Consider the following 25,283-nt stretch of genomic DNA (forward strand, 5'->3'; position numbering starts at 1 on the left):
ATTGCAACATTGTTGCAATTAGTTATTTCGCTTGGTATGCTTGAACCTTTTTGCTGATCGCTTCAACCAAAACCTCTACCGCTGCCGGCTTCAGTCTAAACCATAGCTCCGGTTCAATAAGCTCCATTTCAATAACAGCCAATTCATTATTGTTATCACGGATAATGTCTACTCTGGCATAGTAGGGTTGTGGATCGCAGGCGGCCACTGCTTTTTCGGCAAAGGCAATTTCTTCCAAAGTAGGTTGATATTCATGTACCGTTCCGCCAAAATCGTCCTGGACTCGGAAGTCACCGGGTTTAGCAATTTTTAGTACGGCATGGGTAAACTGGCCTCCCATTACCATTAGCGATACTTCACCCTTTTCCACCACATTCTTCTGAAAGGGCTGAAGCATCATGGCTTCTTGCTGAATCAGCTTTTGAAAAATGGGCTCGTATTCATGAATGTTGGAGAGGTCGATTCTGTAAGTGTGCCTTGCTGCTCCGGAGATACAGGGTTTCAGTATGCAATCTGTCCACTCTTTCTGAGCAAAGAGAGCAGCCAGGTTGGTCACCACTCCAATTTCCACATAGTGAGTTTCAGGAATGTTTATACCCTTAACCTGAAGATCCTTGAGGTAGTGCTTATCCATATTCCACTGAATCAATTGGTATGGATTGATCATTTCGGTGGCTTCACTCACTTTTTTGAGCCAGCCTTTCCATTCTTCGTACCGATCGAAATAGTCCCAGGTGGTGCGGAAAAGTACTGCTTTAGTAGAGTACCAATCGAAGTCTGGGTCGCTCCAGCTTTTTCTTGTCACTTTAAAGCCCTTGCTTTGCAGTGCTTCTACCACAAGACCATCTTCCTTAAGAATATTTTGTACGTACCAGCCGGGATTTTCTGGGGCCACATAGCGGTTGTCTGTCAATACCACTATGTCGAATGATTTCTCTTTCAAGGCATAAATTTAGATGCTAATAAACGAAAGATTGTTTAGAAATAAGGTGGTTTTCAATGACCAATGCATCCATTGCTGAATTCAAAAACAAGTCAATCGCTTCTTCAGGTTTTTCAACCATAGGCTGTCCTTTTTTGTTGAATGAAGTGTTGAGTACAGCACCTACACCGGTATGTTTTTTTAAGGTTTTCAAGAGCTTATAAAACCTTGGGTTCCATTCTTTTTCTACGGTTTGAGTTCTTGAGCTACCATCGACATGAATAACAGCTGCCAATTGATTTATGGCGGAGTCGATCGGTCTATCGACTAAAACCATATAAGGACTGTTTAATTTGTCCTGAAACAGATTGTGAAGCTCTTCGGGAAGTATGGATGGGGCAAAAGGGCGAAAGTCTTCTCGAAATTTGATATGACTATTGATATGATCTTGCATGCTCCGGTTTGAAGGATTGGCGAGTATGGATCTTCGCCCTAGTGCTCTTGGGCCAAATTCACAGCCCCCTTGAAACCAGCCCACTGTCTTATTATCGGCTATAAGACGAGCGGTTTGTTCGAGCAGATTTTCTTCGTCCAATTCCTTTATGGAGCAATTCTTTAAGGTGTTAATTGTTTCTTTTGAAGCTGAGAACGAGTAAGAGCTGCCGAAGCAGGTACTTCCATCATGAATTTGCCTTTTCCCCTTTACTATTTCCAGCCAACCATAGAAAGCGCAACCAAGGGCAATACCATTGTCTGCAGCAGCAGGTTCAATATATAGTTGATTTACCACTCCTTTTCTGATTAGCCGACTGTTGGCCACTGCATTGAGCGCAACTCCTCCTGTGTAGGCCAGAGGGGTTGCAGTTTCACCTTTTAAACGCGACTCAAGAATATATTCTACGGCTCTTTCTACCTCCCTTTGAGCCCAAAAGGCCATGTTGGCATAGTGCTGCCTGTTCTGTTTAAAACCTTCCCAATGATGAGCGGGTGTTGTAAGTGGTTGGTCCCATTGCGGAGAGAGAAAAACTCTACCTTTTTCAAAGTAGAAGGCCTCATGCTGAATTTCGGGTTTACCTAAGGGCGCAAGCCCCATAAGCTTGCCTACATCATCCATGTTTCCGAAGCAATAGTGGCTAATAGCGGAGTAGAAACCGCCAATGGAATGATTGGTGGTTGGCAACCAGGGAGACTTCTGGGTGTTCAGGGGACTGAAATCTTTGAACAACGTATGAAGCTTTGTTCCATCATAGTGGTAATAACTGTCTTTCTCGCAAATTAGCCCGTCACTAAAGTTTAGGTTGAGTTCTTTCAGATCAGGTAGGTTTTCATCGTTGCATTGGTCGTATGGACTCCCGCAACCATCAATGACTAAAACATTGAATTTTTTGTACGGACAAGTGCCTATGACGCTATACGCATGGGCCAAATGATGCGAAATGGAGACAAACTTCTCGTCTGGATAATTCTTGAAAACCCGAGGGCCTTTAAACTCATTTTTGGAGGGGATCACAAAATTTTCGCATTGAACGACCAAATCTATTTCATCAAGGCCAATTCCGGCTGCTTTCAGGCAGTATTCAGTGGTGAGGCTGTCATTTCCTCCGTCATGTTTAATTCTGCTTAATCTTTCTTTTTCTATACCTACTAATACGCGGCCATTCTTAAGTAGAACAGATGAACCATTGTGAGAAAGCCCTGTGCCTAAAACGTAGATATCTTTTTTCAACGAATTGTGTGTGAAAACTAAGTTAGTATTAAGGGGTATTTGGAGAGTTAAAAGTAAAGCCTCTGGCATCGCTACCTTCGTAGAAATCTACCTCAAGGCCAATAAGGTACATGGTTTGTTTCTTCTCTACGTGAATTTCAATGCCCTCAACCTGGTAGCTTATGTCACCCTCTTTGGGTTTATCGAAGCCAAGCATGTAGCCAAGACCGGCACAGCCCATGCCACCCTTTACGCCAATGCGCAACCCGTAGCCCTGGGGTATGCTTTTGTTTTCCATAATGCTTTTTACCTCAGCTATCGCTTTCTCGGTTAGTTTAACCGGTTGCAAGGCAGGAATTGTAGAATTTTTCTCCATTTCGGGCGTAAACTTAATACCTGCATTAAGATTCTCACTATTTTAAAATCTAAATTGAGCCCAAAAGTTTCAGGCCTTAGATATGGACTATATAACTGAGTTAATAAAGATTCTGGTTCCGGCAGCATTGGTTATGTATGCTATGTATTTAGTGACACGCAATTTTTTACAAAAACAATTCGAAAAGCAGTTGCTCGAAGTGAAGTCAAAAACGGTTGAAACGGTACTTCCGTTGCGTCTTCAGGCCTATGAACGGCTGGCACTACTTCTGGAACGTATATCGCCCAATAACATGCTGCTTAGATTAAGCGACCCTTCTATATCGGCTTTTGAGTTTCAGCAATTATTGCAAAAAGAAATTAGAGAAGAGGTAAATCACAACCTTTCGCAACAGGTATATGTGAGCGATGATGCCTGGAAAAAGGTAAAGGGCTCCATCAATGATATTGTTGCTGCCATACAAAAGGCGGGTGAAACCATGACCGAAAAAAACAATGCCATTGATTTGGCGGAAGCTATTTTTGATCTTATGATAAAAGAGAACCGAGACCCGGTGGCAGAGAGTCTTTCATTTATAAAAGCTGAAGCAAGACAATTGATGTAGACTATGAGCAGAACGGAACCCAACGAAAAAGAAAAAAAGGTTTTCGACCGATTTAAACAAAAGGCAGTTGAAATTGTGGGCAATTCTGAGGCTCTGAAAAAAACGCTTTTGAGGGTTCAGAAGAAACTGGATGCACTGGAAGATGATGAAACCCTGAAAGGCAAAGTAGTGGCCTACGTTCACCTGATTGTACGAATGCTTTCCAACTCGGTGAATGGGCATTACCCTCATATACCCTGGCAAACTCTTGTAATGATAGTGGCCGGATTGCTTTATTTTGTGGCTCCTCTCGATGCCCTGCCCGATTTTATCCCCATTGTTGGCCTTATAGACGATGCTACCATATTGGTATGGTTAGGCAAATCTTTTAAAGATGATTTGGAGAAGTATAAAGAATGGGAAAAGTTGAACTTATCTCGTTAGTCTCGGTGTTGCAACATCGAACATTTGTTTGAATCCAATGAAATTATCTGCCGACCTGATCGACTCAGCCTATAGTTATGCTGCCTACCGCAAGTTAATAGACCAGTTGCTGCTCGAGGGAAAAACAACAGGAGCCAACCAGTCTGAGTCAATGATAAGTTATGCCATTCTAAGCCAAAAGCGCATGCAAAAGTGGGAGAAGATTGGCAAACTCCTACCGGCTCTGGAAGCCATGGTTAGCCGTATAGATGTGCCCATGACCTGGTTGGTGATTACTGAAGGGTGGTGTGGCGATGCAGGACAACTGTTGCCGTTTGTGCATAAAATGGCCCAACTAAACCCACAAATTAATTTACGACTGATTTTAAGAGACGAGAACCCCGAGGTTATGAATAATTTTCTGACCAACGGGGCGCGTTCTATTCCCATAATAATCGGGCTTTCTGCCGATGGGGAAGTGCTGGGGCACTGGGGCCCCAGGCCTGATCTGATACAACGCGAATTTTTAGAGAACAAACAAACCCAGGCTAAATCGGGCAAGGAGTTTACGGAATACATGCATCTGTGGTATGCCAAAGACAAAGGGGTCACCTTTCAGAATGAATTTTTGGCTATTTTAGATGTATGGATTCAAAAACTGCAATCATTGCCGGTGCAAGCGGGCTGATTGGAAGGTCGTTAACTCAAAACCTTTTACAAAGCAAAAGCTATGGTCAGGTCATTGCTTTGGTCCGCAAGCCATTAGGTATCCGGCACGAGAAGCTCAAGGAGCTGACTGTAGATTTCGACAAGCTTTCTGAAATGACGGATTTCCCCAAGGGGGATGATGTTTTTTGTTGCCTGGGCACGACCATGAAAAAAGCCGGTTCCAAAGAAGCTTTCTACAAAGTTGACTTTACATATGGCTATGAATTGGCCAAGGCGGCATTAAATGCTGGAGCCGATAGATTTTTTCTCGTCTCAGCAATGGGATCAAACAAGAACAGCCGCTTTTTCTATAATCGGGTGAAGGGGGAGCTGGAAGATAAAGTCTCCTTCCTGAACTACCGGACCATATACATCTTCAAACCTTCGCTGATTAGAGGGGTAAGGGAAGAAAGAAGGCCGGGTGAAAAGTTTGCTCAGTTCATCACCAAGTTTATTCCTTTTATTGGCCCGTGGAAAAAATACCGGCCTATTCATGCAGACAAAATTGTAGATGCTATGATGAAAGTAGCTCGTCAGGAAGACAAAGGCTGCTACTTCTACGAGTCTGAAATTATGCGGAAGATGTGATCAATTTGATGATTTGAGAATGGGTTGATTTGATGAAGAATATTAGCTTTTGGAAGCTTTGGTTGTTATCGAGCGCTGTTCTGGCCATTGTTATTTACTTCCTCACGGCTATAAACCCTATGGACTTGAATCAATCCAGTGATGTACAGCTTCACGATACCTATTTTGTTACACGAAACTGGTCTTTCTTGTTGATTTGGACTCTTCTGTTTTTAATAGTGAATGGAACTATAGCCCTTCTCTATAAACTCCTTCGCAACTTCATTACTTTACCCGCTATTTTCCTATTAGCGGCCTTCTCATTCAGGTTTTAAACGAGGGTATCTGAGAACTGCATTTTCAATATAAAAAAGCTGATAAAAAGTTGGCCCTAAATGCATTGCCCTTGAAACTGGAAGAACCATTCCCCCTTTTTCGAAAAAGGGGATTAGAACACCCATAACTCAATTTTACTTACTTCATTACGCTATTTACAGCCTTCTTTCCACCAACTATTGGCAAAGTCAGGCTGGTACCATTTAAGTCAATAGTGAGCTGAGTGCCGGGCTGTGGGTGAAGGGTAAATTCCTGGTCACTGGAGAAGATCATCAAGCCAATTTGTTGGCCGGCAGGAATAATCTGGTCGTCCGGTTGCAGATCGAAAGAGACTGTGTAGAATTTGCCAGGCTCAAGTGGTTCGCTCCGGGTAAGTGATTTATAGTTCTGCGGATCCGCCCAACCCCTGGTGATGATGTTATCATAAATTCTGGCATCGTCAGCAGCATTCCAGGGCAGCGAAACAAGCCAAACCGAAAGGTTTGCAGCAGGCTTACTACTGGCCAGTTCAATGGTTACCCGGGCTACTCCCGAAATATGCAGAGGTTCGGTTAGCTTTGGTGTTACATACAACAGGCGGTGTTCAGACTCATCGGCTTGAGCAAGTTGAGCTCCGGAAAAGTTAACATTGTCCGTTAGAGTTTCCCGCCCTTTAGATTGCGCCTTGGAGGTAGATAGTGAACCATGAACCTTACCACCGGCTTTCAGGTAAAAGGTTACGTCCGAGGCCTGCGGGTTAGGGTAGTCGGCATAAGGTGTAGGTTCCTGTGGGCTATCTCCTTCGCGTACAATTTGCGCCTTAGGGTCGTTTTCAACCCCATTATCAATTCCATGAAGGTATTTGGTGAACCATCTGTTCATCATGCTTATTGGTGGAGGCCCTCCATGACCTGCCTGATGGTAGTATATCTGCACCGGAAGCCCCATTTTCTTTGCTTCCATGGCAATGCGATAGCTATGTTCCGGCATAACGTTCCAGTCGTTGAAGCCATGTGACATCAGCAGAGCTGCCTTCATGGGTTTCATGTCATTCAGGTAGTCTCTTCCGGCCCAAAAGTCGTTGTAGTCGCCCGTAATTCTGTCCAGGTTATTCGCCATTTCTGTGTCGCGCACTGTTCTGTTGTTGTAGGCTCTTTTGGCCTCATCACCACTGTGAATAAAGTCGTAGAGAACATCTATATCTTCACCCAGATAACCGCCCGGGCTTCTCACCAAACCGTTCGAGCGGTAATAGTTGTAGTAAGAAGTATTCGGAGCAATCGGAATAATGGCCTTGAGAGCATCTACCCCGGTGGTGGCCGCAGCCAGGGGAAGTGTGCCATTATAAGAGGTTCCTGTCATTCCTACTTTTCCAGTCGACCAGTAGGCCTTTACTTTTTCCTGTCCATCGCGTGTTTTATAACCATTGTCTTTTCCCGATAACCATTCGATTACTGCTTTTGGGGCTAGCGATTCGTTGTCTCCTCCAACCGTGGGGGCACCATCGGAAAGACCGGTACCGGGAGAGGAGGAGTGCACAACAATGTAGCCTCTTGGCACCCAGGTTCTGATTTGAGAATTGGATATGATGGGTCTTTCACCTCTCCGCTGCACCTCTACATGCGTTCTTGGCGGTGGTGTGGCACCTAATTCATGCTCAACATTCCAGAAAAGCCCTTTGGCCAATCCGGCAGTTCCGGCATAGTATGGGCTGGTTTCGTAAACTACCGGTAGTTTTAATCCTTCTGTTTCGGTTTGTTTCGGACGGGTAACAGCCACGTGCATTCTATCCGGCTTGCCGTCTCCATCCGTGTCAAACTCTGTTTCTACCCACAAGTCTTCTCTAATCCATTCTTCCGGATTGCTGAAAGCTTCTACAATTTGAGCTTCTCCATTTTTGAAGACAGGTTTGGTATTTTGTGCTAGCGTACAAAGGCTTGTAGACACCAATAACACGGCAACGGAAAGGTATTTTTTCATAGGTAATTGCTTAAGGCAGGCTTAAGTTATAAAATAATAGGTCTCCGGCAGATCGAATTTTTATTAACCTGATAGTGGCAGCATGGAAAAAAGAAAGAGGCTGTGTCGGAAGCTCGCCTTTAGCCAATGGTTGGGCTAAGAAGGAAACTCCTGAGACAGCCTCTTCCCAGAAACAAGTCAACCCCAATAATTAATTGTAGGTTTTCTTTAGCTTGGCCCAATTGTCATCGGCCTTCTTCATCAACCCTGCGTGGTTGTTTTCTTTCAACCAAAGCTGCTGGGCATCTAGCTCAAGGTTATAAAGAAACAAGAAGTACTTTCCGTCTTTTACAATGAACTTATTTGGGTCGGGTCTGAACTTTGCGCCTGCATATACACCAAAGGCACAGTAGCCTCCATACTGAGGTAAATACTTCTCAGGATTTCTGTCGAATTTTTGTTTTTGCTCGGCAGAAGTAAAGTAGTAAACCACTTTGTCGTGTTCAGACTTGTATTCTTTAAGTCCTCTTTGAGCAAGGCCCAAATCCAAGTAAGAAACGGGCGAGTAGCCTTGCAACGCAATGTTGCTGTTGTCAATGTTGTAGGCCTGTTTGTCTTGAGCCAAAGCTACCTGGCTCAGAAAAGTTAGCGCAAGCGCCAACATGCTTATTTTTCTGATTGTTTTCATGGTATAATTATTTAATCTGTTAATGAAGGTTCGCAATTGTCGCTAAGAGCGACTACCAGAAATACTACCACCGCATTGGCTATGTAGTAGTACATGTCTATTCCCGTAAAGTGGAATAGAAAGGGAGCAGCAGCAAAAGTGGTGGCGGCCATTAAGTCTATGAGCAAATGACCGTTATAAGGAATGGTGTGAAGAATGCTAAACTTATAAGTAGTGTTTAGACTTACGATAATCACAGCCACTCCGGTGACCACAGAGAGCCATTTGGCCATGGGTGAACTTTCTCCAAGCCCCAACAGAAACGGACTGCTAATAAGCGCCACTGCGGCCGAGTAGTCTATGATGCCGTGAACGGTTGGAGAAATAAACCTGAATTTCATGGCTAGGCTATTTTAGCATCGAAATAGGTCTCTTCAACTACTTCTCCGCTATCGTTCCACACTCTTCTAATAATCTCGTGCCATAGAATGCGCGAGTTGTCTTTCATGTCGAAGTCGAAGGTAAACTCCGAGGCCGAAGCGTTGCCATCTACCAATGTTCTGTGATGGGTAATGCCGTTTACCTGGGCAATGGCTCCGGTAAAGCCTTCCATCTTTTCTACCATCTGATCGCGAGAGGCGGTCTTTACTCCACCATAATCAGAAGTGTTGGCGTTGGCCGAGAAGAACTGCTTCACGGCATTCACGATATCGCCTTGCGATACCATTGCATCCATTTTTTGTACTTGTTCTTTTATGTTCATGTGAATTGTTTTTTGATGAATCACATGACAAATTTGGCCTATCGAGTTGGGCCAATGCTTACAAAAAATGGCCTATTGATTGGACTTTTTACTTTGCAGGTATTTGGTGGGGCTCAGGCCGGTGTAGTGTTTAAAGAAATTACTAAAGTGACCGGGCTCTTCGAAACCCAGCGAAAAGGCTACTTCCTGAATAGATTGGTGTTGCAGAAGCATTCGCTTGGCCGAGAGAATAATTTGTTGCCGTATGAGCTGCCCAATACTCACATTGAGTTGTTGACGAACTTTAGTGGAAAGGGCTTTTACCGATAAATGCAGTTTATCGGCATAAAAGCCTACCTCCCTTTGAGTGGTATGAAACTCATGCAGTAGTTCAAAGAGATGAGTGGCAAAATCATCGGTGCGGTCTATGCCGGTGTCTCTAACGAAATCCGATGGAGTTTTTTGAGTTTGTTGCTTAAAGAACCGGTTAAAATAGGCAGGGTCTGAAAAACCATGGTCGTAGGCAATTTCTTTAATGCTCTTATTACTGAAGACCAGGTCTTTTTTGCTTTCAGTGAGGCGCTTATTTTTTAATAGGCCTTTTATGGTTACACCAACCTTTTCATTGACCAGCCTATGAGGGTTGAGTCCGGACGATTCAAACAATAGTTTGAAGTCGGCATTCTGAAGTTGCTCCCTATACTTCTCGTCAATAAATTCTTTAATGTCGAAAATCAGATGGTACTCTTCGGGTTTGGCGTTAAAGGGGTTTTGCCAAAACCACTGCCTTGCCGATACATCTATAATATCTTTGGGCGCCCCAAAAACAGACTCGTTCAGGTATTTCTGGCACTCTAGGCAATCCTCAAAATTGATATACCCCAAGCTCACCATATGCTTAAAAAGCACTCGAACCTGCTTGTCTTTAAATAGAGCTTCATCTGGGAAGTCTATGCGCCTTACAGTAAAATCATCGCCCAAAAACTTTATGTATTGGCCTTTTTCCAGGAAGATGATTTTATCGTCCCAATCGAAGTAGTTTTTGAAATCTACCTGCAACCCTCCACTACCCTCAAGTATATGCAATAGACAATGAGTGTTTATGAACATCACTTCATTGACTTTCGGTTTAAATTTATTCACCAGCATGGGCATAAATTTGGGTTGCTCACAAAGTTCTTTCCTTTGAGTTAAGCACAAAAGGCAATGCCGCCAAAGAGTCGGCTAACTTGCTTTTATCACTATTGAATAATATAGTGAGATTGGTGGGTTGTTGCAATTGGTTGGTAGGTAGTGGTTTATATTAACGAGGCGTTTAAGTCGTTTTTTTGGTTTGTAGCAGTAGAAATGCGGCAAAAATAAACCCGAGAAACAGTAATACCCGTTCTTTGTTTGCAAACTCAGGGTACCAGCTCTCCCAAGCTTCCCATTGCCAGGCAGGGTCCGGAATATGCTTCCAGATAAAGGTGAGTGGAAAAGAAAACAAGGCTAACAAAAGAAGCTTCGCTTTGTTGGTTTCTTGTAACTCGAACATCACCCAGGGGGCCAAAAAGGGAAAGCCCAGAAAAACAATTCGTGTCATGTCTCCACCGGCCAGCAGACCAAAGGCCAGGTACAGGGCACTGTACATGAGCAGTAGGTTTCGGGTGTTGTCGTATCGATAGGTTTTTCTATAACGGTTAATGGCCAGCCATATGGCCGGGCCAAAGGCCATGGAAATGGCAGCCAGCCACCTAAGCAGATCAAAAGGATTTAAAACAGCCTCTCGCGCATGATAGGCCAGGGTGATGAATGCGCCTCTACCTGCTTCTTGCGGAGGAAAGTTAAAATTGACTATAGATTGAGTTGCAATGGCCAAAAGAACAGAAGCGGCAATAAATGGTAAGTCGTAGTAACCCTCATCCGTTTTTCTGTTGTGCCAGGCTCCATAAACTAGAAGCAAAACAGGCAAGGCCAAGAACGATTCTTTTTGCAAAGTGGCCAGCGGAGCCAGCCACAAAAGGTGAATGAATTTTCGCTTTAAGACAAGCCAAAGGAATAAAGCCTGAAAGGCATAAGTAGGTAAATCGACTGTTATGGGGTCGAAGGCATTGAGCCGTATCATACCCGTCCAATGAAAAATCAGCCATAAAAAGCCCGCCCAAAACCATCTTAGCTCAAAGCCTAAGCTTCGCCATAAATGAAACATAACCACCACTGCCAATAAGCTAAAAACCAGATTGAGCCATTGAAATCCGGGTAGAATATCATAGCTCCAAAGCGAAGCTAGAAACGGCACCAACAGGCGTTGATGAAATGGGTGGGGTACATTATAGTCTTCTCTGTAGCCTTCAAAATAATCGTATATGTTGCGGTAATCATTTCCATCGAACTGCGGAGCGAAGTCATAACTCAACGGTGGCTGCGCCTGCTGGTAAAAGAAAAATGCTCCGGTAGTAAGAGCCAGAAAAATGAAAAGCCAATAGCCTTTAATGCGCATAGGGTGAAAATACCAAAACAATCACGTCCGGCCGGAAAAATAGTCCATATATTTTCCAATAGACTCTTATATCCGGCCTGCTTGCCGGCAAAGCCAGGCACCTCAAGTTGGGTGTGAGGTTCCGGATATTTTTTTAGGGTTACTTATTTAGATCGCATTTGTTAGATCCAGTATACTAGCCACAAGCTGTGTCCTCACAGCGACTTTTAACAGCCATTTGTGAGGACACAAATGGAGGCAAGGTTCAGAAATATACTTCTTGCGACTTCAGTAAGTAACCCTATATTTTTTTCTCTCAAAAAAGTTGAGAGAAAAATTACGGAATGATGGCTTTGTCTTTTTGAATTATTTATCCCCCGCCTTCGATTTTAGAAGGCTAAATCCTTTTTTTGAAACATGATAGCAGTAGTACAACGAGTTTCGGAATCGTCAGTAGCCATAGGTGGAGAATTAAAATCGGCCATTGGTCAAGGGGTGATGATTCTGTTGGGTATTGAGGAGGCCGACAGTCAGGAAGATGTAGAATGGCTAAGTCGAAAAATTGCCAATATGCGCATTTTCGATGATGAAAATGGGGTGATGAACAAGAGCCTGATTGACAGTGGAGGAGAAGCTCTGGTAATAAGTCAGTTTACACTACATGCCAGCACCAAAAAAGGCAACAGGCCTTCATACATTAAAGCAGCAAAACCCGACATCGCTATTCCGCTTTATGAAGCCTTTAAGACACAATTGGCAATTGACTTAGGAAAAGAAGTGGCTTCGGGTGAGTTTGGAGCCGATATGAAAGTATCTTTGATTAACGATGGTCCGGTAACCATTATCATAGACACAAAAGACAAAAAATAATGAGTACAGAAATAAAGGGAATTTCTGCCCTGCAGGAAGAAGTAGATCACTGGATAAAAACAGTGGGAGTAAGGTACTTCAATGAATTGACCAACATGGCTCAGCTCAGTGAAGAAGTAGGTGAGGTAGCCCGAATTATTGCCAGAAGATATGGGGAACAGTCAGAAAAAGAGTCAGACAAAGCCAAAGATTTGGGCGAAGAACTAGCCGATGTGCTTTTTGTGGTGGTTTGTCTGGCCAATCAAACCGGAACCGATCTGCAGGCTGCATGGGAGCGCAGAATGGCCAAAAAGACCGCGCGCGACAAAGACCGGCACAAGAATAATGAAAAACTAAAATCCTAACTATTATCAGTTATATTCGCGCAAACTCTAAATCATGAAAACGATACTTACCTGGGCATTGCTTGCCTGCATATTCACTCAATTACCTGCTCAAAACATTTCTAAATACACCTTAAAGAAAGGCGATAAGTTCAGTATTGAAATGAGCCTCAATCAAGACATTACCCAACAGGTTATGGGACAGTCTACTGAGATGGAGCAGGTTCAGCAAACCAAAGACTTTTTTGAAGTACTGGCCGTGGAAAATGGTGAATATCGCATCAAAACCACCGCTCTCAAGCGTTCATTTGCCATCAATGCCGATATGATGCAAATGGAAATGTCTTCTGAAAACGAGGGCGAACAGAATTTGCCGTTTAGGTTAATGGTGGATAAATCTTATGAATTTACTATGACGGCTCAGGGCAAGGTAACAGCTGTTTATGGTCTGGAAGAGCTTGTCAACGGATTGAAGTCAGATTTGCAAGGCACGATATACGGTAGCGAAGTAGGGCAGATTATTTCTGTGTACGATAAAGAAACCATCTTGAGTTCACTCAATCAGCAGTTCAATATATACCCTGAAGGCAACAGCCAGACATGGCAAAAGACAAACAAACTGGTAGTGAACAATGCCCCAATCGAAACAGCTACAACCTATAGCTATGAAAATGCTAATACCATTTTGGCAAATGCCAAGGTGAACCTCGATGGAAACATTGAACAAATGGGTATGGTAATGAAAACCAAACTCTCGGGTACACAGGAAAATAAATATGTGATTAGCACGAGTAATGGATTGCCCGAAACGGTGACTATTAAACAAAGTGTAACCGGTGATGTAGAAGCTCAGGGTATGGTAATTCCTATGACGGTGGTTACCAACTCAACATTTAAAGTGACGATGCAATAATTTTTCTGCTTCAGGAAACTTTGCATTGGTTAGTAATCGTTAGACACGCATCAATCAAACAAATGAATAACACTGGTCATGTTAGTTCTTGAAATCATAGGAGTTGTAATTGCCGCGTTCATTGTTCTGAATGTGATTCTCTACTTTGTGGAGCCTAGCCTTATAGCCATTACCTTTTCATTGGTACTTAGGCTTTTCTATAGAAATCCGCCTATGGTAGATTTGGAAAAGCATTTTAAAGACCACCAACTGCTTAAAGACAACTGGAAGGTAATTCAGGCCGAACTATTGGAAATACTAAGGAATGAGCAGAACATTCCGAAATTTCATGAGGTAGACAAAATTCAGCGTTTTATCAACGATGGGGACAAATCGCCCTGGAGAGTTTTTATGTTTAAGGCTTACGATAACTGGCAGGAGTCTAACTGTGCCAAAGCCCCTAAAACAACGGAGTTGCTCAAGCAGATTCCGGGCATTACCACGGCCATGTTTTCAATCTTAGGGCCTCAAAAGCATATTCCCCCACATAATGGTTTTTATAAAGGAGTGTACCGCTATCACCTCGGACTAATTATTCCCAAAGAAGGGGAGTGTTATATAGTGAATGGTGGCCAGCGCTACGACTGGAAGGAAGGTGAAGATGTGCTCTTTGACGACACTTTTAAACATGCGGTGTGGAATAAAACAGATGAAACCCGTGTGGTGCTTTTCTGCGATGTTTTCCGCACCGATTTACCTAAAATGTTCCAGCCCATGAACCGGTGGGTATATGGCCTCAGAGAAAAAAGCCAACGCCTGAAGAAGGTGCTTAAAAATGCAGAGGTTCAGGTAGATTTGAAGCCGCAGGCCGGGTAGGCCGGTTAAGAGTTATCAGTTAACGGGGAATCAGGGATTGGTTCGATTCGTCATTTGTGAGGCATCATTTATCGCTAGTAAGGATCCTTGATTTGGCAATCCGGTTGTTTTGAGCACAGTTTATCTTAATATGGCTTACTATTTTATTAGAGTTACAGATTGGTCCCTGTTTTGATATTTTGCCACCATTTGTGTCTTCACAAATGGCTCTTATAAGGTGCTTTGAAGACACAGCTTGTAGCTGGAGTTGTCTAATGTTTTTAGGTGATCTAACTAAGTAATCCTATACTTTATTACGATTACACTGCTATGCAGTAATCTTAACTAGCTATGATAGTATAGATAGAGTGGGAATCAATAGGCTAACTTTATGAATGGAATACTCTACCCTTCTGCAACGAATTAAACCACCAACTCCCCATTCTTGAGTTTCGGCACAACATCAAACTCGTTGCAGCGCGAGCAGTATTCTATGTCTTTCATGATACCGAATTTTGTAAGGCGTTTGGCATGGTTGCTTCGGCTAATGAAATAGTAGGGGTCTTTGCCCATTGATTGAAAAAGGTAAAAAGCAGCCGTGGCCGCGTCAGAATCGAACTCGGCTTGCTTCTTAAGTCCATCTAAAACAGCTCCGGCAAAAAGGCTGTCTTCCAGGTTATACTTACCCTTCCATCCGGCACAGAAAAGCAATATATCTCGTTTGGTTTTGGAGAGATGGTTAACTACTGCCTTAAGGTTTAAAAATGCGCCAATAATTACTTCGGGAGCTTCTTTAGATAAGTCCAGTGCGCGAGTGCCATTGGTAGTGGTGGTCGCAACCTTCTTTCCCTTTAGCCCCTTTTCCATATAATCGAATGGTGAATTGCCCAGCTGAAACTGGGGCAGCTTTTGCCCGTTTCGCTCTCCGGCCATTACATAACCTTGAGCACCAAGAGCTTCACACTCTTCAACGGTAGCTACCGGGGTAATGCTTGCCACACCCGTACCCAGTCCGGCTACCATGCACGAGGTCGCCCTGAGAATGTCAATAACTACAACGGTTTTGTCAGTAACGTCAAACTGATGGATCAATTCCGGAGTGTAGCAAACGTCTATGTTCATTAATGGAAGGGTAATTTATTTGTTAATTCTTAGTTGGTAACTATCAATGGTGTGGGTCTCACTCTGAATTCGTTTCTGAATCTCAGGGGTAGAGGCCCTGAAATAAATTCAGGATGGTTCACTTGCTGGTTGTTCACCACCCTTTAATTTCCTTTACTTCTGCACAAAAGGAAGTTTTACTACTTCCGCTTTTAATCTTCTATTGCGTACAGCAACATGAATTTCGGTACCTGCTTTGCTAAATTCTTTCTTCACATAGCCCAAGCCGATGCCAATACCCAGAGTAGGCGACATGCTTCCCGAGGTTACCTCACCGATAACGTTTTCTTCGGCATCCATTAGCTCATAATGACTTCTGGGAATTCCTTTGTCAATCATTTTAAAGGCAATAAGCCTGGTGGGAACACCTTCCTCTTTTTGCTTTTGAATAGCCTCTGAGTTAGTGAACTCCTTGGTAAACTTGGTTACCCAACCCAAACCGGCAGCAATAGGAGAGGTCTCGTCTGTAATGTCGTTTCCGTAGAGGCAGTAACCCATTTCCAGACGCAGGGTATCTCTGGCTCCTAAACCAATGGGTTTAATATCAAATTCGGCTCCGGCTTCAAAAATCTGCTTCCAAACCGATTCTGCATGGTCGTTGTGTACATATATCTCAAAACCACCGGCACCGGTATAGCCTGTTGCCGAAATTATAACATACTCAACTCCTGCCATTGGCCCTACCACAAAGTTGTAGAACTTAATGGAAGATAAATCTACAGAAGTTAGCTTCTGAAGTGTGGCAACAGCCTTTGGACCTTGCACAGCAAAAAGTGAATGAGAATCTGAAACGTTTCTCATGCTTACTCCTTTGTGGTTGAACCGGCTAATCCACTCCCAATCTTTTTCAATGTTTGAGGCATTGACTACGAGCATGTATTTTTGCTCATTGAAGCGATACACCAGTAAGTCGTCCACTATTCCCCCTTTGTCATTGGGTAAGTAAGAATACTGGGCCTGCCCGTCAACTAGTTTAGATGCATCGTTGCTGGTTACTCGTTGAATTAAATCAAGTGCATCAGGTCCTTCTAAAACAAATTCTCCCATGTGTGAAACATCGAATACTCCCACACCATTTCTAACGGTGTTGTGTTCCTCAATGTCTGAGGTGTACCGCACGGGCATGTTGTAACCGGCAAAGGGAACCATTTTAGCCCCAAGACTTTCGTGAAGGTCGTTTAATGCTACTTTTTTTAATTCCATTTCTATCTCGTTTTGCTCGACAAAAGTAAGCATTGAGGTATAAAAAAAAGGCTTTGGTTAAATTAATTCTCAGGCTGTTTTCGGGTTCAGGCAACCCATAAATGATTTTGTGCATCTATTTGGTTATAAACCAAATATGCCAACGCTTCTAATTAGTTGAGAGGAGCTTGTCAGCTACCTGTCTTTAATACTGAATGCTTGCCGGAGCAGCGAATTAAAGAGAGCTCAAGGCTGTTTTTCGGCTTGATTAGAAGTAGAATTTCAAACCAAAACAAAGGTCAAAACTCATGTTTAAAAATTTTTTAAAAGTAACGGTAAGAAGCCTGCTCAAAAGCAAGGTTTTCGTGTTCATTAACATTATTGGTCTCGGTTTGGCGCTAGCCTGTTGTATTGTAGCTTTTCTGAACTACGAGTTTGCACTCAATTTTGATAAACAGCACAAGAACTATGACCAGCTCTACCAGGTATCGGTGTACATCGATCAGAATGGAGCCCGCCAGCCTTTTGGTCAAGCTCCCCTACCATTGGGGCCTTTACTCAAATCGGAAGTGCCGGGAGTAGAACGGGTGAGCCGGTTCGAACGATCGGGGGTTACAATTAAACGCGAAAGCAATGTATTCAATCGCACAATGGCTTTTGTAGATGATGATTTTTTGGAAATGTTCACCTTTCCCATGCTGCATGGCGATGTGGCCAGTTACAAAGAGCTTTCCAGTGTGCTAATCTCTAACCGAACAGCCATTTCTTTGTTTGGCAAAGAAAATGCCGTTGGAGAAACCATTGAGTTGGTGCTTTCAGAGCGACCCAACATACTCCTTACTGTGGGGGGAGTGTTTGAAGAACCGGGCCTGCAGAGTTCATTGCAGTTTCAGCTCATTACAGATTTCGAAAACTTTCACCGCAACTTCAATGTAGACAAAGACGATTGGTCCATCTTTGTAGATGGCCTTTTCATTCAAACCGCAGATCCGCAGGTAGCTCAGGCCTTGCCGGGCATGATTCAAAAGTATGCGCCATTACAAGCCGAGGTAAAAAAGGATTTCCCAATTAATTCTTTCTGGGTGCAAGCCATGGCCGATGTAGCTTTTAACCAAAGAGATGTTGATGGCACCACTTTGGGTAACGAAACCCTACATCCTGCTCATATCACTGCCCCCAACATTATGGCCTTGCTCATATTGCTGTTGGCTTGCTTCAACTTTACCAACACGGCCATAGCCATGTCTAACAAACGCCTGAAAGAAATTGGTATTCGCAAAACAGTGGGGGGCTCGCGCGGTCAACTGGTGTTTCAATTTTTAGGCGAAAACCTGGTGTTGTGTTTTCTGGCTCTGGGATTAGCCCTTTTATTCTCGTTGTGGCTAGTACCCAAATACAGCGACATGTGGCCCAATGTCAATGTAGTGCTCACCCTTTGGAACAATCCGGGAATGATTATTTTCCTCTGCTCTACTTTAGTTCTTACAGCGGTATTGGCCGGAGGGTACCCTGCCATATTTGTGAGTAGATACAAGCCAGTTGCCATTTTGCGCGGAACGCTCAAAGTAAGCTCATCAAGCTTGCTCTCAAAGGTGTTGTTAGGCATCCAAATGCTTATTTCTGTGCTTTCATTGGTATTAGGCTTTGCCTTCGTTCAAAACTCAAATTTTCAGGAGAATCTTGATCTGGGTTACGAAAAAGAAGGCGTTTTAATGGTGCAGTTAAATAGTGCCAATGAAGCCGAGCGATTCAAAACAGCAATAGTCAGCAATCCATCCATCGATGAAGTGGCCCTAACCAGCGGCCATGTGGGGTGGAGATCATATCAAACCAAATTAAAGGCGGAGAGCTCTGAGGTGCAGGCAACCATATTAGATGTGGGGCTCAATTATGTTGAAACTATCGGCCTACAGGTATTAGACGGCAGGAGCTTCGATGCAGCCAATAAGGAGGCCGATAAGGCCCGAAGCGTTGTGGTTAACGAAAGAATGGCGGCTCGTATGGGTTGGGAGAATCCCGTAGGACAGCGAGTAACTATGAACGACTCATTGCAATATACCGTGGTAGGACTTGTAAAGGACTTCTACGTGTTTGGTCTCTGGGTGCCCATAAACCCCGTAATGCTCAGGCTACGCAATGAAAGCGACCTGAACATGGTGATTGTGAGAGTGAGCGATGAGGAAATGAGGGCTACGCGCGATTTTCTGGAGTCTACCTGGGCAGAAGTAGTGCCCGACAGACCAACCTCCATTTATACCCACGATATAAACGTTTTGGGTGAAGCGCGCGATGTAAACAAGAATATTGTGCAGATGTTCATATTCCTGGCTGTAATAGCCGTGGTACTTTCTGCCATAGGTCTGTTCACTCTGGTATCTATAAACATTCAAAGCAGAACCAAGGAAATTGGTATTCGAAAGGTGTTAGGAGCTTCAATAGCGAAAATCACCACACTTATTAATCGTCCGTTTCTCATTATTGTAGGCGTAGCCTCAATACTAGGAGGAGGGCTGGGTATTTTTCTAGCCGGTCTTCTAATGGGCACAATCTGGACTTATCATGTAACTCCAAACTTCATTAGTGCGCTGGTTCCTATTGTTATCATACTGTTAGTGACCCTCATTTCTATCTCCGGTAAAGTGATTAACGCAGCCAAAAGAAACCCGGTAGAGTCGCTCCGCTACGAATAGCAAGAATTGCACAAATAGCACGTCATTCCTCTTTAGAGGCGTTTCTTTATAGTTTTAGCTCAAAAAACGATGGAGATCACTGACCTATCGGGGAATGACGTTCCGTTTTGACTCAAGCCTTTGTAACCCACGGCTTCGTGAATGAGTTAGGAAGTTTATAAACCAAAAGCTCTCCATTATGAAAAGAATACTGATCCTTAGCACGTCACTTATGCTCGTGGCACTGCTAACCCTATCTTTTACCCACAAAAATGCTATTGAAGCAAAGGCAGAAGAGGAAGTAAAACAGCTGATCTTGAAGGCCTATATCAACGGGGCATTTAATGAGCTGAATGCAGATGCGATGCGAAAGGGGTTTCATGAAGATTTTGCTATTTACTCTCCCAAAGGTGAGTCCATAAGTAAATACCCTATTGCAGTTTGGGCCGATGGGGTTGAAAAAAGAAAGGCCAACAACTACGACCCTGGCGACCCCAAAAACAAGTGGGATCATAAGTTTGCCTTAGTAGATGTTACGGGCCATGCTGCACAGGTAAAGGTAGAGTTGTTCAACCAGGGGAAACATGTGTATACAGACTATTTGAGTTTGCTCAAATTTGATAGCGGCTGGCGAATTGTGGCCAAGGTATATCAACAGCATTGAGCCGGTTTCTTTGGTGTTTAAAGTTTTCTCTTCGCTCTGTCGGGCTGAACAATTCGCTAGAACAGTTCCAGCTGCTCGGGCAATAGCCTGAATGATTTACGATGGTAGGGTGTTATGCCCAGCGTTCTGATGGCTTCGCGGTGCTTAGTGGTGGGGTAGCCTGCATTGGTTTCCCATCCGTAACCGGGATATTGCTCAGCCAGTTGGGTCATAATTCTGTCGCGATGTGTTTTGGCCAGTATGGATGCAGCAGCTATACTCATGTATTTGCCATCTCCTTTTACTATGCACTCATGGGCAATGCCGGGATAGGGCTTAAACCGATTACCATCAATAAGCAACAATTCAGGAGTAATACTTAGGTCTTTTATGGCCAAGTGCATGGCCAGGTAGCTGGCGTTTAGTATGTTAATCTCATCGATTTTAGAGTGACTTACCTCTTGCACAGAGTAGGCCAGCGCATCGTGCTTAATCACTTCTTCCAGTTCATTCAACTGCTTTTTATTCAGTTTTTTCGAATCGTTTAAAAGCTGATGCTTGTAGTCTGTTGGCAGAATTACTGCCGCTGCTACCACCGGCCCGGCCAAAGGTCCCCTGCCGGCTTCATCGCAACCTGCCTCAACAATACCCTCTTTGTAGTATGCCTTTAACATTGTGGTTTAAACTTAACAATAGCCCTCAACAACTTGAAAGCTTTCTCTATTTTTGGGCCATGAGCAAAGAGAAAAGTCCCTGGAAGACCCTTGGCGAAAAGTTGATTTATGAAAACCAATGGATAAGGCTCAATGAGTATCAGGTAATTAACCCTTCCGGAAAGCCGGGTATATATGGTAAGGTATCGTTCAAAGGGAGGGCTGTGGGAGTTATTCCTGTAGACGGTGAAGGCAATACCTGGTTGGTGGGCCAATACAGATATACGCTCAGCGAATACAGTTGGGAGATTCCTATGGGTGCGGTGCCCTTTACCGAAAGCTATGAGGAAGGTGCTTTGCGCGAGCTAAAAGAGGAGACCGGACTCATTGCTCAAAAGCTGGAATTTCTGTGCAAAATCCACACCTCCAATTCTGTAACCGATGAGTTGGGTATGGTTTTCGTGGCAACGGAACTTTCACAAGGTGAAACTCAGTTTGACGAGACGGAAGATATAGCTATCAAGAAGCTTCCTGTAAAAGAGGCTATAGAATGGGTAATGGATGGTCGTATTACCGATAGTCTGAGTGTGGGTGGGCTACTCAAGTATGCCCGAATAAAAAATATCTAGTGGCGCAATTATTATCCTATAAAGATCATTTTAACAAAACGGTTTTGTTGGCCTATCCGGTTATGCTCAGTCAGTTGGGGCATATTATGGTAGGTATTGTTGATAGTATAATGGTGGGGCAGCTTGGGCCTAAAGAGTTGGCTGCTTCTTCGTTTGCCAGTAATTTTCTGGCGGTGTTTATGATGTTCGGTATTGGTGTTTCGTATGGTATAACCCCCATGGTGGCTCAGGCCGATGGTAAAAAGGACAACGACCTGATTACTCGCTTGCTAAGACACGGAATTATTTTGTGTCTGGTATTAGGCCTGCTAATGGTAATGCTCATGTATTCACTTACCGCAGTTTTTCCTTATATGGGACAACCGGCAGAAGTAATTGATTTAGGGACTCCCTACTTTTTCATAATTGCCTCCTCTCTTTTTCCGCTTATTGTTTTTCAGGGGTTCCGTCAGTTTTCTGAAGGGATGTCTATCACCAAGCCCACTATGTACATTACCATTTTGGCCAACGGCTTAAATGTGTTGCTTAATTACCTGCTCATTTTTGGTAAGTGGGGCTTCCCGGAGTTAGGGCTCAATGGAGCCGGCTGGTCTACGCTAGTTTCCAGAGTGCTAATGGCCATTGCCATGCTGGTATTTGTGAGACGCTATCATCGTTTCAAGGCTTTTAGAGCCGGGTTTGTATTGAACAGGTTTAAGGCGGACTTCTTTAAGCCCATGCTAAAAATCGGTATTCCTACGGGAGGGCAGTTCATCTTTGAGGTAGGGGCTTTTGCTATGGCGGCCGTAATGATGGGCTGGTTGGGCACAGTTCCTCTGGCTTCCCACCAAATTGCCATTAGCCTGGTGGCCATTAGTTATATGATGGCCTCCGGCATATCGGCAGCTTCAACTGTTAGGGTGGGTAACCAATTGGGGAAAGGAGATTTTCCGAATTTGAGAAGGGCAGGAAATACCAGCTTCATTATGGCTTTGGTTTTTATGGCGGCCTGTTCACTGGTTTACATTCTGTTTAACGGTTTTTTTCCAAAGCTCTATGTAGATGATGCCGAAGTGGTGGGTATAGCCAGCTCGCTGATTGTAATTGCCGGTCTCTTCCAGTTGTCAGATGGAGTTCAGGTGGTTGGTTTGGGCTGCTTGCGGGGTATGTCAGATGTGCGGGTACCTACCTGGATTACCTTACTTTCTTATTGGGGGCTGGCTATACCAAGCAGTTATGTGTTTGGATTTGTACTCGATTTGGGCCCTCAGGGCGTTTGGTATGGTTTGTTAATTGGCCTTACCGTGGCCGCAGTTGCTTTGTACACCAGATTTAATAGATTGGCTACAAAAAAGATATTGGCCCAATAGATGGCATGCAACCTTGGCCGTTTCATTAGGTCTATACTTTGTAAAATATGTCGATTATGAGAAGAACAATTTTTGTTGTGTTGCTGAGCTTTGTGGTTCTATCAGCCTGGTCTCAGCAAAAAGAAACCAGAAATGTGGGAGACTTCAACGGCATTGCCATGAATATTTCCGGCAAAGTATATGTAACGCAAGGCAATAAGAATGAGGTGATTGTGGAGGCTGATGGTGAGACACTCGAAGAAGTGATTACCGAAGTGCGAGGCAATAGACTGAGTATTTCAAGCCGATCAAGAAGAAGTTGGTTTAGCTGGGGCGACCGAGGCACTGGTAGGGTGAATGTATACATTACCGTTCGCGATCTTAGAGAGGTGGTTGTTAGCGGAGCAGGAGATGTTATAGGGCAAAGACTTATAAAAACTGACGATTTGAGATTGTCCATTTCCGGTTCGGGAGATATAGAGCTGGAAGTAGATGCTAAAACAATACAGTCTAAGATTTCCGGTTCCGGGAACATAGACCTTAAAGGGTCGGCCCAAGAAGCATCACTAGGCATAAGCGGCTCAGGTAAGTACTATGCAGAAAGTCTAAAGGCCGATGACTACAACATAACCATCACCGGGTCTGGGAGGGCATCAGTTGCAGTTTTTGGCGAACTGGAGGTAAGAATTTCCGGCAGTGGTAGTGTGTACTATTCGGGTCAACCCACTGGAGTGAACACTAGTGTTTCAGGTTCTGGCAGAGTTAGGCGAAATAATTAATTCGCTCCTGGATTTTTCACTTTTAGAATAAACTCGCGATAACCTTCAATCAGCAGAAATTGTGCGGTTAAATAGGTGGCCATTATAGCCGGGGTACCCCAGGAGGCTTGTGCTACAAACCGATTGTAGGCAAGAATGCTGTCGCTAAATACAAAAAATAGAGCCCCAGCCATTATAAGCCAAAAACTACCGGAATCCGTCCTCTTCCATCGTTTTCTGGCCGTGATTGCCATTAGGCAAATAATAACTGTATAGAGCAAAGCAGGCGCATACATATTTCCTAGTCCTGGCTTAACTACTGAAAACATGGCCAAACCATACAGCATAAAGGGAATGTCTTGCCATTGCGGTTTAAAACCTTTTTCCAAAACCGTTACTGCGCTCATGTTCACAAGAAGATAGACTACATGAGCCAACAAAAAGCTTAGTAAACCGGCCAGAAAAAACCAGGCATTGTTTCCGCTAAAAATAAGAAGGGTGTCTCCCAAAAATGAAAAAACCAGAGCTGCCATGATGTATCCATTCAGAGGGCTTTTGGGAGTGGTTCTAACAAAGTATAAAAACAGAGAAGGAATGAGTAAAGGTTTAGTGATCTGCCCTACGAGAGTCCAGTCGGCTAATAACGCGGCCAAATGAAAGACGCTGAGCAAAAAAAAGGGCGTAGCTTTTGGGTTAAACCTCATCGGAAGGGTTGTTAAACAGTTTTTCTCCCCAAGATAAGCCGAAGTTTAAAAATAAGAAGCCCAAAAGAGAGAGTATGGCACAAGCCAGAAAGGCTTCTCGTAAATTTTCAATCACATTACCATAGATGAGTCCGGCCGCAAAAGCTCCTAATCCAATACCTATTTCCAGGGCTATATACATGGTAGCAATGCCGCGTCCGCGGGCTTTGTCATGGCTTAGATCTATGGTCCAGGCATAAATGGTGGGCGTGTTTAAGCCAACGGCAATACCAAAAGCAATTGAACTGGCCAGTAGCATGGGTTTGGTATGTGTAAAAGCCACCATAATATCGGCCAGAGCTATTGCTATAGTGGCCCACTTAAGCACATAAACCCTTCCCTTTTTATCTGAAATTTTACCGGCCAGAATACGAATGAGAAGGGAAGAGAAAACGAAATAGCGGAAAAATATACCCTTGCTTTCCTGATCGAAACCAACACTAATCGCCAGGTCGGGCATTAGCGTTAGGGCTGCGCCAAAAGAGAAGGAGGTGAGCAAGAACAATATCGAAGGATTAATTACCCTTGGTTCGAATACATCGGTTTTTTTAATCCTGAGCAATGCCAAACGAAAGGGCTGCTTTTCGGGAAGCGTTTCTTTCATGCCTACCAGAATGAGTACCGAAAGAATGGCCAAAACAGATGAGGTATAGAACATGGTGTCCAGACCAAACCATGCAGTTATTTTCGGGCCGTAACTAGGGCCTGCTGCCATGCCCAGACTACCAAACAGCCCTGAATAGCCCATGGCTTCTCCACGCCTGTGGTTGGGTACAATATCGGCAATATAGGCCGAGGTGCCGGTAGGTTTAAAGCCGGTAGAAAATCCATGCAGAAAGCGCAGCAGCATGAATGCCCAAACACTACTCAACAATGGATAAAGAAAGCCGACCACAAAACACACGGCTGCTCCAAAAATCATAACCGGTATTCGCCCGACAGTGTCTGACAGTTTTCCACTAAATGGGCGCGATAATCCGGCTGTAACCGTAAATAGAGCAATCACCAACCCTTTTAGTTCGCCACCGCCAAGCGTGGTGAGGTAGTCGTACAGGTCGGGCACAATCATGTTGAAGCTCGAAAAAAAGAGAAACGAGCTAAGGCAGAGCAAAATGAACTGCAGGGAAAAAATGCTGTTTTGCTCTGTCATGC

General features: G+C 44.0%; 28 protein-coding genes. 14 read left to right on the top strand and 14 right to left on the bottom strand.

From position 1 onward, the window contains the following. Nucleotides 1–22 precede the first annotated feature (22 nt). The 3 genes from IE164_RS11175 to IE164_RS11185 are packed head-to-tail and all read right to left on the bottom strand — an operon-like array spanning nucleotide 23 to nucleotide 3,003. Nucleotides 23–943: an ATP-grasp domain-containing protein gene (locus IE164_RS11175; protein WP_189630321.1), complete on the bottom strand. Its 921-nt coding sequence runs from the start codon at nucleotides 941–943 to the stop codon at nucleotides 23–25. A 16-nt stretch (nucleotides 944–959) separates the two neighbouring features. Continuing rightward, nucleotides 960–2,648, bottom strand: a complete 1,689-nt coding sequence (locus IE164_RS11180; protein ID WP_189630322.1) for a carbamoyltransferase family protein — start codon at nucleotides 2,646–2,648, stop codon at nucleotides 960–962. Nucleotides 2,649–2,676: 28 nt separating this feature from the next. Then, nucleotides 2,677–3,003 carry a HesB/IscA family protein gene (locus IE164_RS11185; RefSeq protein WP_189630323.1) on the bottom strand — a complete coding sequence of 109 codons (327 nt, stop codon included), beginning with the start codon at nucleotides 3,001–3,003 and terminating at the stop codon, nucleotides 2,677–2,679. 82 nt (nucleotides 3,004–3,085) lie between these two features. Here IE164_RS11185 and IE164_RS11190 point away from each other — a divergent pair, with 82 nt between their 5' ends. From IE164_RS11190 to IE164_RS11210, 5 genes are read left to right on the top strand one after another with little or no spacing between them, the layout of a single operon-like run. Further along, on the top strand, nucleotides 3,086–3,607 hold the full coding sequence (locus IE164_RS11190) for a DUF7935 family protein (RefSeq protein WP_189630324.1): 522 nt from the start codon (nucleotides 3,086–3,088) through the stop codon (nucleotides 3,605–3,607). Nucleotides 3,608–3,610: 3 nt separating this feature from the next. After that, nucleotides 3,611–4,030 carry a YkvA family protein gene (locus tag IE164_RS11195; RefSeq protein WP_189630325.1) on the top strand — a complete coding sequence of 140 codons (420 nt, stop codon included), beginning with the start codon at nucleotides 3,611–3,613 and terminating at the stop codon, nucleotides 4,028–4,030. A gap of 37 nt (nucleotides 4,031–4,067) precedes the next feature. Further along, nucleotides 4,068–4,697 carry a thioredoxin family protein gene (locus IE164_RS11200; RefSeq protein WP_189630326.1) on the top strand — a complete coding sequence of 210 codons (630 nt, stop codon included), beginning with the start codon at nucleotides 4,068–4,070 and terminating at the stop codon, nucleotides 4,695–4,697. Continuing rightward, on the top strand, nucleotides 4,655–5,305 hold the full coding sequence (locus IE164_RS11205; RefSeq protein WP_189630327.1) for an oxidoreductase: 651 nt from the start codon (nucleotides 4,655–4,657) through the stop codon (nucleotides 5,303–5,305). Before IE164_RS11200 ends, IE164_RS11205 begins: the two co-directional genes overlap by 43 nt. 32 nt (nucleotides 5,306–5,337) lie before the next feature. Beyond that, nucleotides 5,338–5,619, top strand: a complete 282-nt coding sequence (locus IE164_RS11210; RefSeq protein ID WP_189630328.1) for a hypothetical protein — start codon at nucleotides 5,338–5,340, stop codon at nucleotides 5,617–5,619. Nucleotides 5,620–5,758: 139 nt separating this feature from the next. On the opposite strand, the gene IE164_RS11215 is transcribed toward IE164_RS11210, so the two are convergent. From IE164_RS11215 to IE164_RS11240, 6 genes are all read right to left on the bottom strand, one after another. Continuing rightward, nucleotides 5,759–7,579, bottom strand: coding sequence for a Xaa-Pro dipeptidyl-peptidase (locus IE164_RS11215; RefSeq protein WP_189630329.1), 1,821 nt, complete (start codon nucleotides 7,577–7,579; stop codon nucleotides 5,759–5,761). A 190-nt stretch (nucleotides 7,580–7,769) separates the two neighbouring features. After that, the gene (locus IE164_RS11220) at nucleotides 7,770–8,246 is read right to left on the bottom strand and encodes a YHS domain-containing (seleno)protein (protein ID WP_189630330.1); all 477 of its coding nucleotides are present in this window, start codon (nucleotides 8,244–8,246) and stop codon (nucleotides 7,770–7,772) included. Between the two features lie 11 nt (nucleotides 8,247–8,257). Next, entirely contained in the window at nucleotides 8,258–8,626 is a 369-nt protein-coding gene (locus IE164_RS11225) for an SPW repeat domain-containing protein (RefSeq protein WP_189630331.1), read from the bottom strand. A 2-nt stretch (nucleotides 8,627–8,628) separates the two neighbouring features. Next, the gene (locus tag IE164_RS11230) at nucleotides 8,629–8,988 is read right to left on the bottom strand and encodes a hypothetical protein (RefSeq protein WP_189630332.1); all 360 of its coding nucleotides are present in this window, start codon (nucleotides 8,986–8,988) and stop codon (nucleotides 8,629–8,631) included. Between the two features lie 72 nt (nucleotides 8,989–9,060). Further along, the gene (locus IE164_RS11235) at nucleotides 9,061–10,116 is read right to left on the bottom strand and encodes an AraC family transcriptional regulator (RefSeq protein WP_229838642.1); all 1,056 of its coding nucleotides are present in this window, start codon (nucleotides 10,114–10,116) and stop codon (nucleotides 9,061–9,063) included. A gap of 166 nt (nucleotides 10,117–10,282) precedes the next feature. Beyond that, nucleotides 10,283–11,446: a hypothetical protein gene (locus IE164_RS11240; protein ID WP_189630333.1), complete on the bottom strand. Its 1,164-nt coding sequence runs from the start codon at nucleotides 11,444–11,446 to the stop codon at nucleotides 10,283–10,285. Between the two features lie 396 nt (nucleotides 11,447–11,842). Here IE164_RS11240 and dtd point away from each other — a divergent pair, with 396 nt between their 5' ends. The 4 genes from dtd to IE164_RS11260 all read left to right on the top strand — a co-directional run bounded on the left by dtd (nucleotide 11,843) and on the right by IE164_RS11260 (nucleotide 14,386). Beyond that, nucleotides 11,843–12,295, top strand: a complete 453-nt coding sequence (gene dtd / locus IE164_RS11245) for a D-aminoacyl-tRNA deacylase (protein WP_189630334.1) — start codon at nucleotides 11,843–11,845, stop codon at nucleotides 12,293–12,295. Next, the gene (locus IE164_RS11250) at nucleotides 12,295–12,639 is read left to right on the top strand and encodes a nucleotide pyrophosphohydrolase (RefSeq protein WP_189630335.1); all 345 of its coding nucleotides are present in this window, start codon (nucleotides 12,295–12,297) and stop codon (nucleotides 12,637–12,639) included. Before dtd ends, IE164_RS11250 begins: the two co-directional genes overlap by 1 nt. Nucleotides 12,640–12,673: 34 nt before the next feature. Next, nucleotides 12,674–13,531, top strand: coding sequence for a DUF6263 family protein (locus tag IE164_RS11255; protein WP_189630336.1), 858 nt, complete (start codon nucleotides 12,674–12,676; stop codon nucleotides 13,529–13,531). Nucleotides 13,532–13,609: 78 nt separating this feature from the next. Next, complete coding sequence (locus IE164_RS11260) at nucleotides 13,610–14,386, top strand: aspartyl/asparaginyl beta-hydroxylase domain-containing protein (protein ID WP_189630337.1); 777 nt, start codon at nucleotides 13,610–13,612, stop codon at nucleotides 14,384–14,386. Between the two features lie 402 nt (nucleotides 14,387–14,788). Here the strand turns inward: IE164_RS11260 and IE164_RS11265 are convergent, their stop codons facing one another. Beyond that, nucleotides 14,789–15,487 carry a 2-phosphosulfolactate phosphatase gene (locus tag IE164_RS11265; protein WP_189630338.1) on the bottom strand — a complete coding sequence of 233 codons (699 nt, stop codon included), beginning with the start codon at nucleotides 15,485–15,487 and terminating at the stop codon, nucleotides 14,789–14,791. Between the two features lie 153 nt (nucleotides 15,488–15,640). Then, on the bottom strand, nucleotides 15,641–16,729 hold the full coding sequence (gene gcvT, locus IE164_RS11270; protein WP_189630339.1) for a glycine cleavage system aminomethyltransferase GcvT: 1,089 nt from the start codon (nucleotides 16,727–16,729) through the stop codon (nucleotides 15,641–15,643). Nucleotides 16,730–17,016: 287 nt separating this feature from the next. On the opposite strand from gcvT, the gene IE164_RS11275 reads away from it, so the two are divergent. After that, on the top strand, nucleotides 17,017–19,398 hold the full coding sequence (locus tag IE164_RS11275) for an ABC transporter permease (protein ID WP_189630340.1): 2,382 nt from the start codon (nucleotides 17,017–17,019) through the stop codon (nucleotides 19,396–19,398). Between the two features lie 178 nt (nucleotides 19,399–19,576). Further along, nucleotides 19,577–20,041, top strand: coding sequence for a nuclear transport factor 2 family protein (locus IE164_RS11280; RefSeq protein ID WP_189630341.1), 465 nt, complete (start codon nucleotides 19,577–19,579; stop codon nucleotides 20,039–20,041). A gap of 56 nt (nucleotides 20,042–20,097) precedes the next feature. On the opposite strand, the gene rnhB is transcribed toward IE164_RS11280, so the two are convergent. Continuing rightward, entirely contained in the window at nucleotides 20,098–20,694 is a 597-nt protein-coding gene (rnhB, locus tag IE164_RS11285; RefSeq protein ID WP_189630342.1) for a ribonuclease HII, read from the bottom strand. 59 nt (nucleotides 20,695–20,753) lie between these two features. On the opposite strand from rnhB, the gene IE164_RS11290 reads away from it, so the two are divergent. Genes IE164_RS11290 through IE164_RS11300 form a run of 3 tightly spaced genes read left to right on the top strand, consistent with a single transcriptional unit; the run spans nucleotide 20,754 to nucleotide 23,409 of the window. Beyond that, the gene (locus IE164_RS11290) at nucleotides 20,754–21,302 is read left to right on the top strand and encodes an NUDIX domain-containing protein (protein ID WP_189630343.1); all 549 of its coding nucleotides are present in this window, start codon (nucleotides 20,754–20,756) and stop codon (nucleotides 21,300–21,302) included. Continuing rightward, on the top strand, nucleotides 21,302–22,651 hold the full coding sequence (locus IE164_RS11295) for an MATE family efflux transporter (RefSeq protein WP_229838643.1): 1,350 nt from the start codon (nucleotides 21,302–21,304) through the stop codon (nucleotides 22,649–22,651). Before IE164_RS11290 ends, IE164_RS11295 begins: the two co-directional genes overlap by 1 nt. 56 nt (nucleotides 22,652–22,707) lie before the next feature. Then, on the top strand, nucleotides 22,708–23,409 hold the full coding sequence (locus IE164_RS11300; RefSeq protein WP_189630344.1) for a head GIN domain-containing protein: 702 nt from the start codon (nucleotides 22,708–22,710) through the stop codon (nucleotides 23,407–23,409). On the opposite strand, the gene IE164_RS11305 is transcribed toward IE164_RS11300, so the two are convergent. Together IE164_RS11305 and IE164_RS11310 are read right to left on the bottom strand one after the other, a co-directional pair. Continuing rightward, a complete protein-coding gene (locus IE164_RS11305) occupies nucleotides 23,406–24,092 on the bottom strand; it encodes a lysoplasmalogenase (protein ID WP_189630345.1) in 687 nt (228 codons plus the stop codon). The genes IE164_RS11300 and IE164_RS11305 overlap by 4 nt on opposite strands. Further along, entirely contained in the window at nucleotides 24,082–25,281 is a 1,200-nt protein-coding gene (locus IE164_RS11310) for an MFS transporter (protein ID WP_189630346.1), read from the bottom strand. The genes IE164_RS11305 and IE164_RS11310 overlap by 11 nt, the downstream gene beginning before the upstream one ends. Between the last annotated feature and the right edge of the window lie 2 nt (nucleotides 25,282–25,283).

Source organism: Roseivirga thermotolerans (assembly GCF_014653175.1).
Lineage (GTDB): Bacteria > Bacteroidota > Bacteroidia > Cytophagales > Cyclobacteriaceae > Roseivirga > Roseivirga thermotolerans.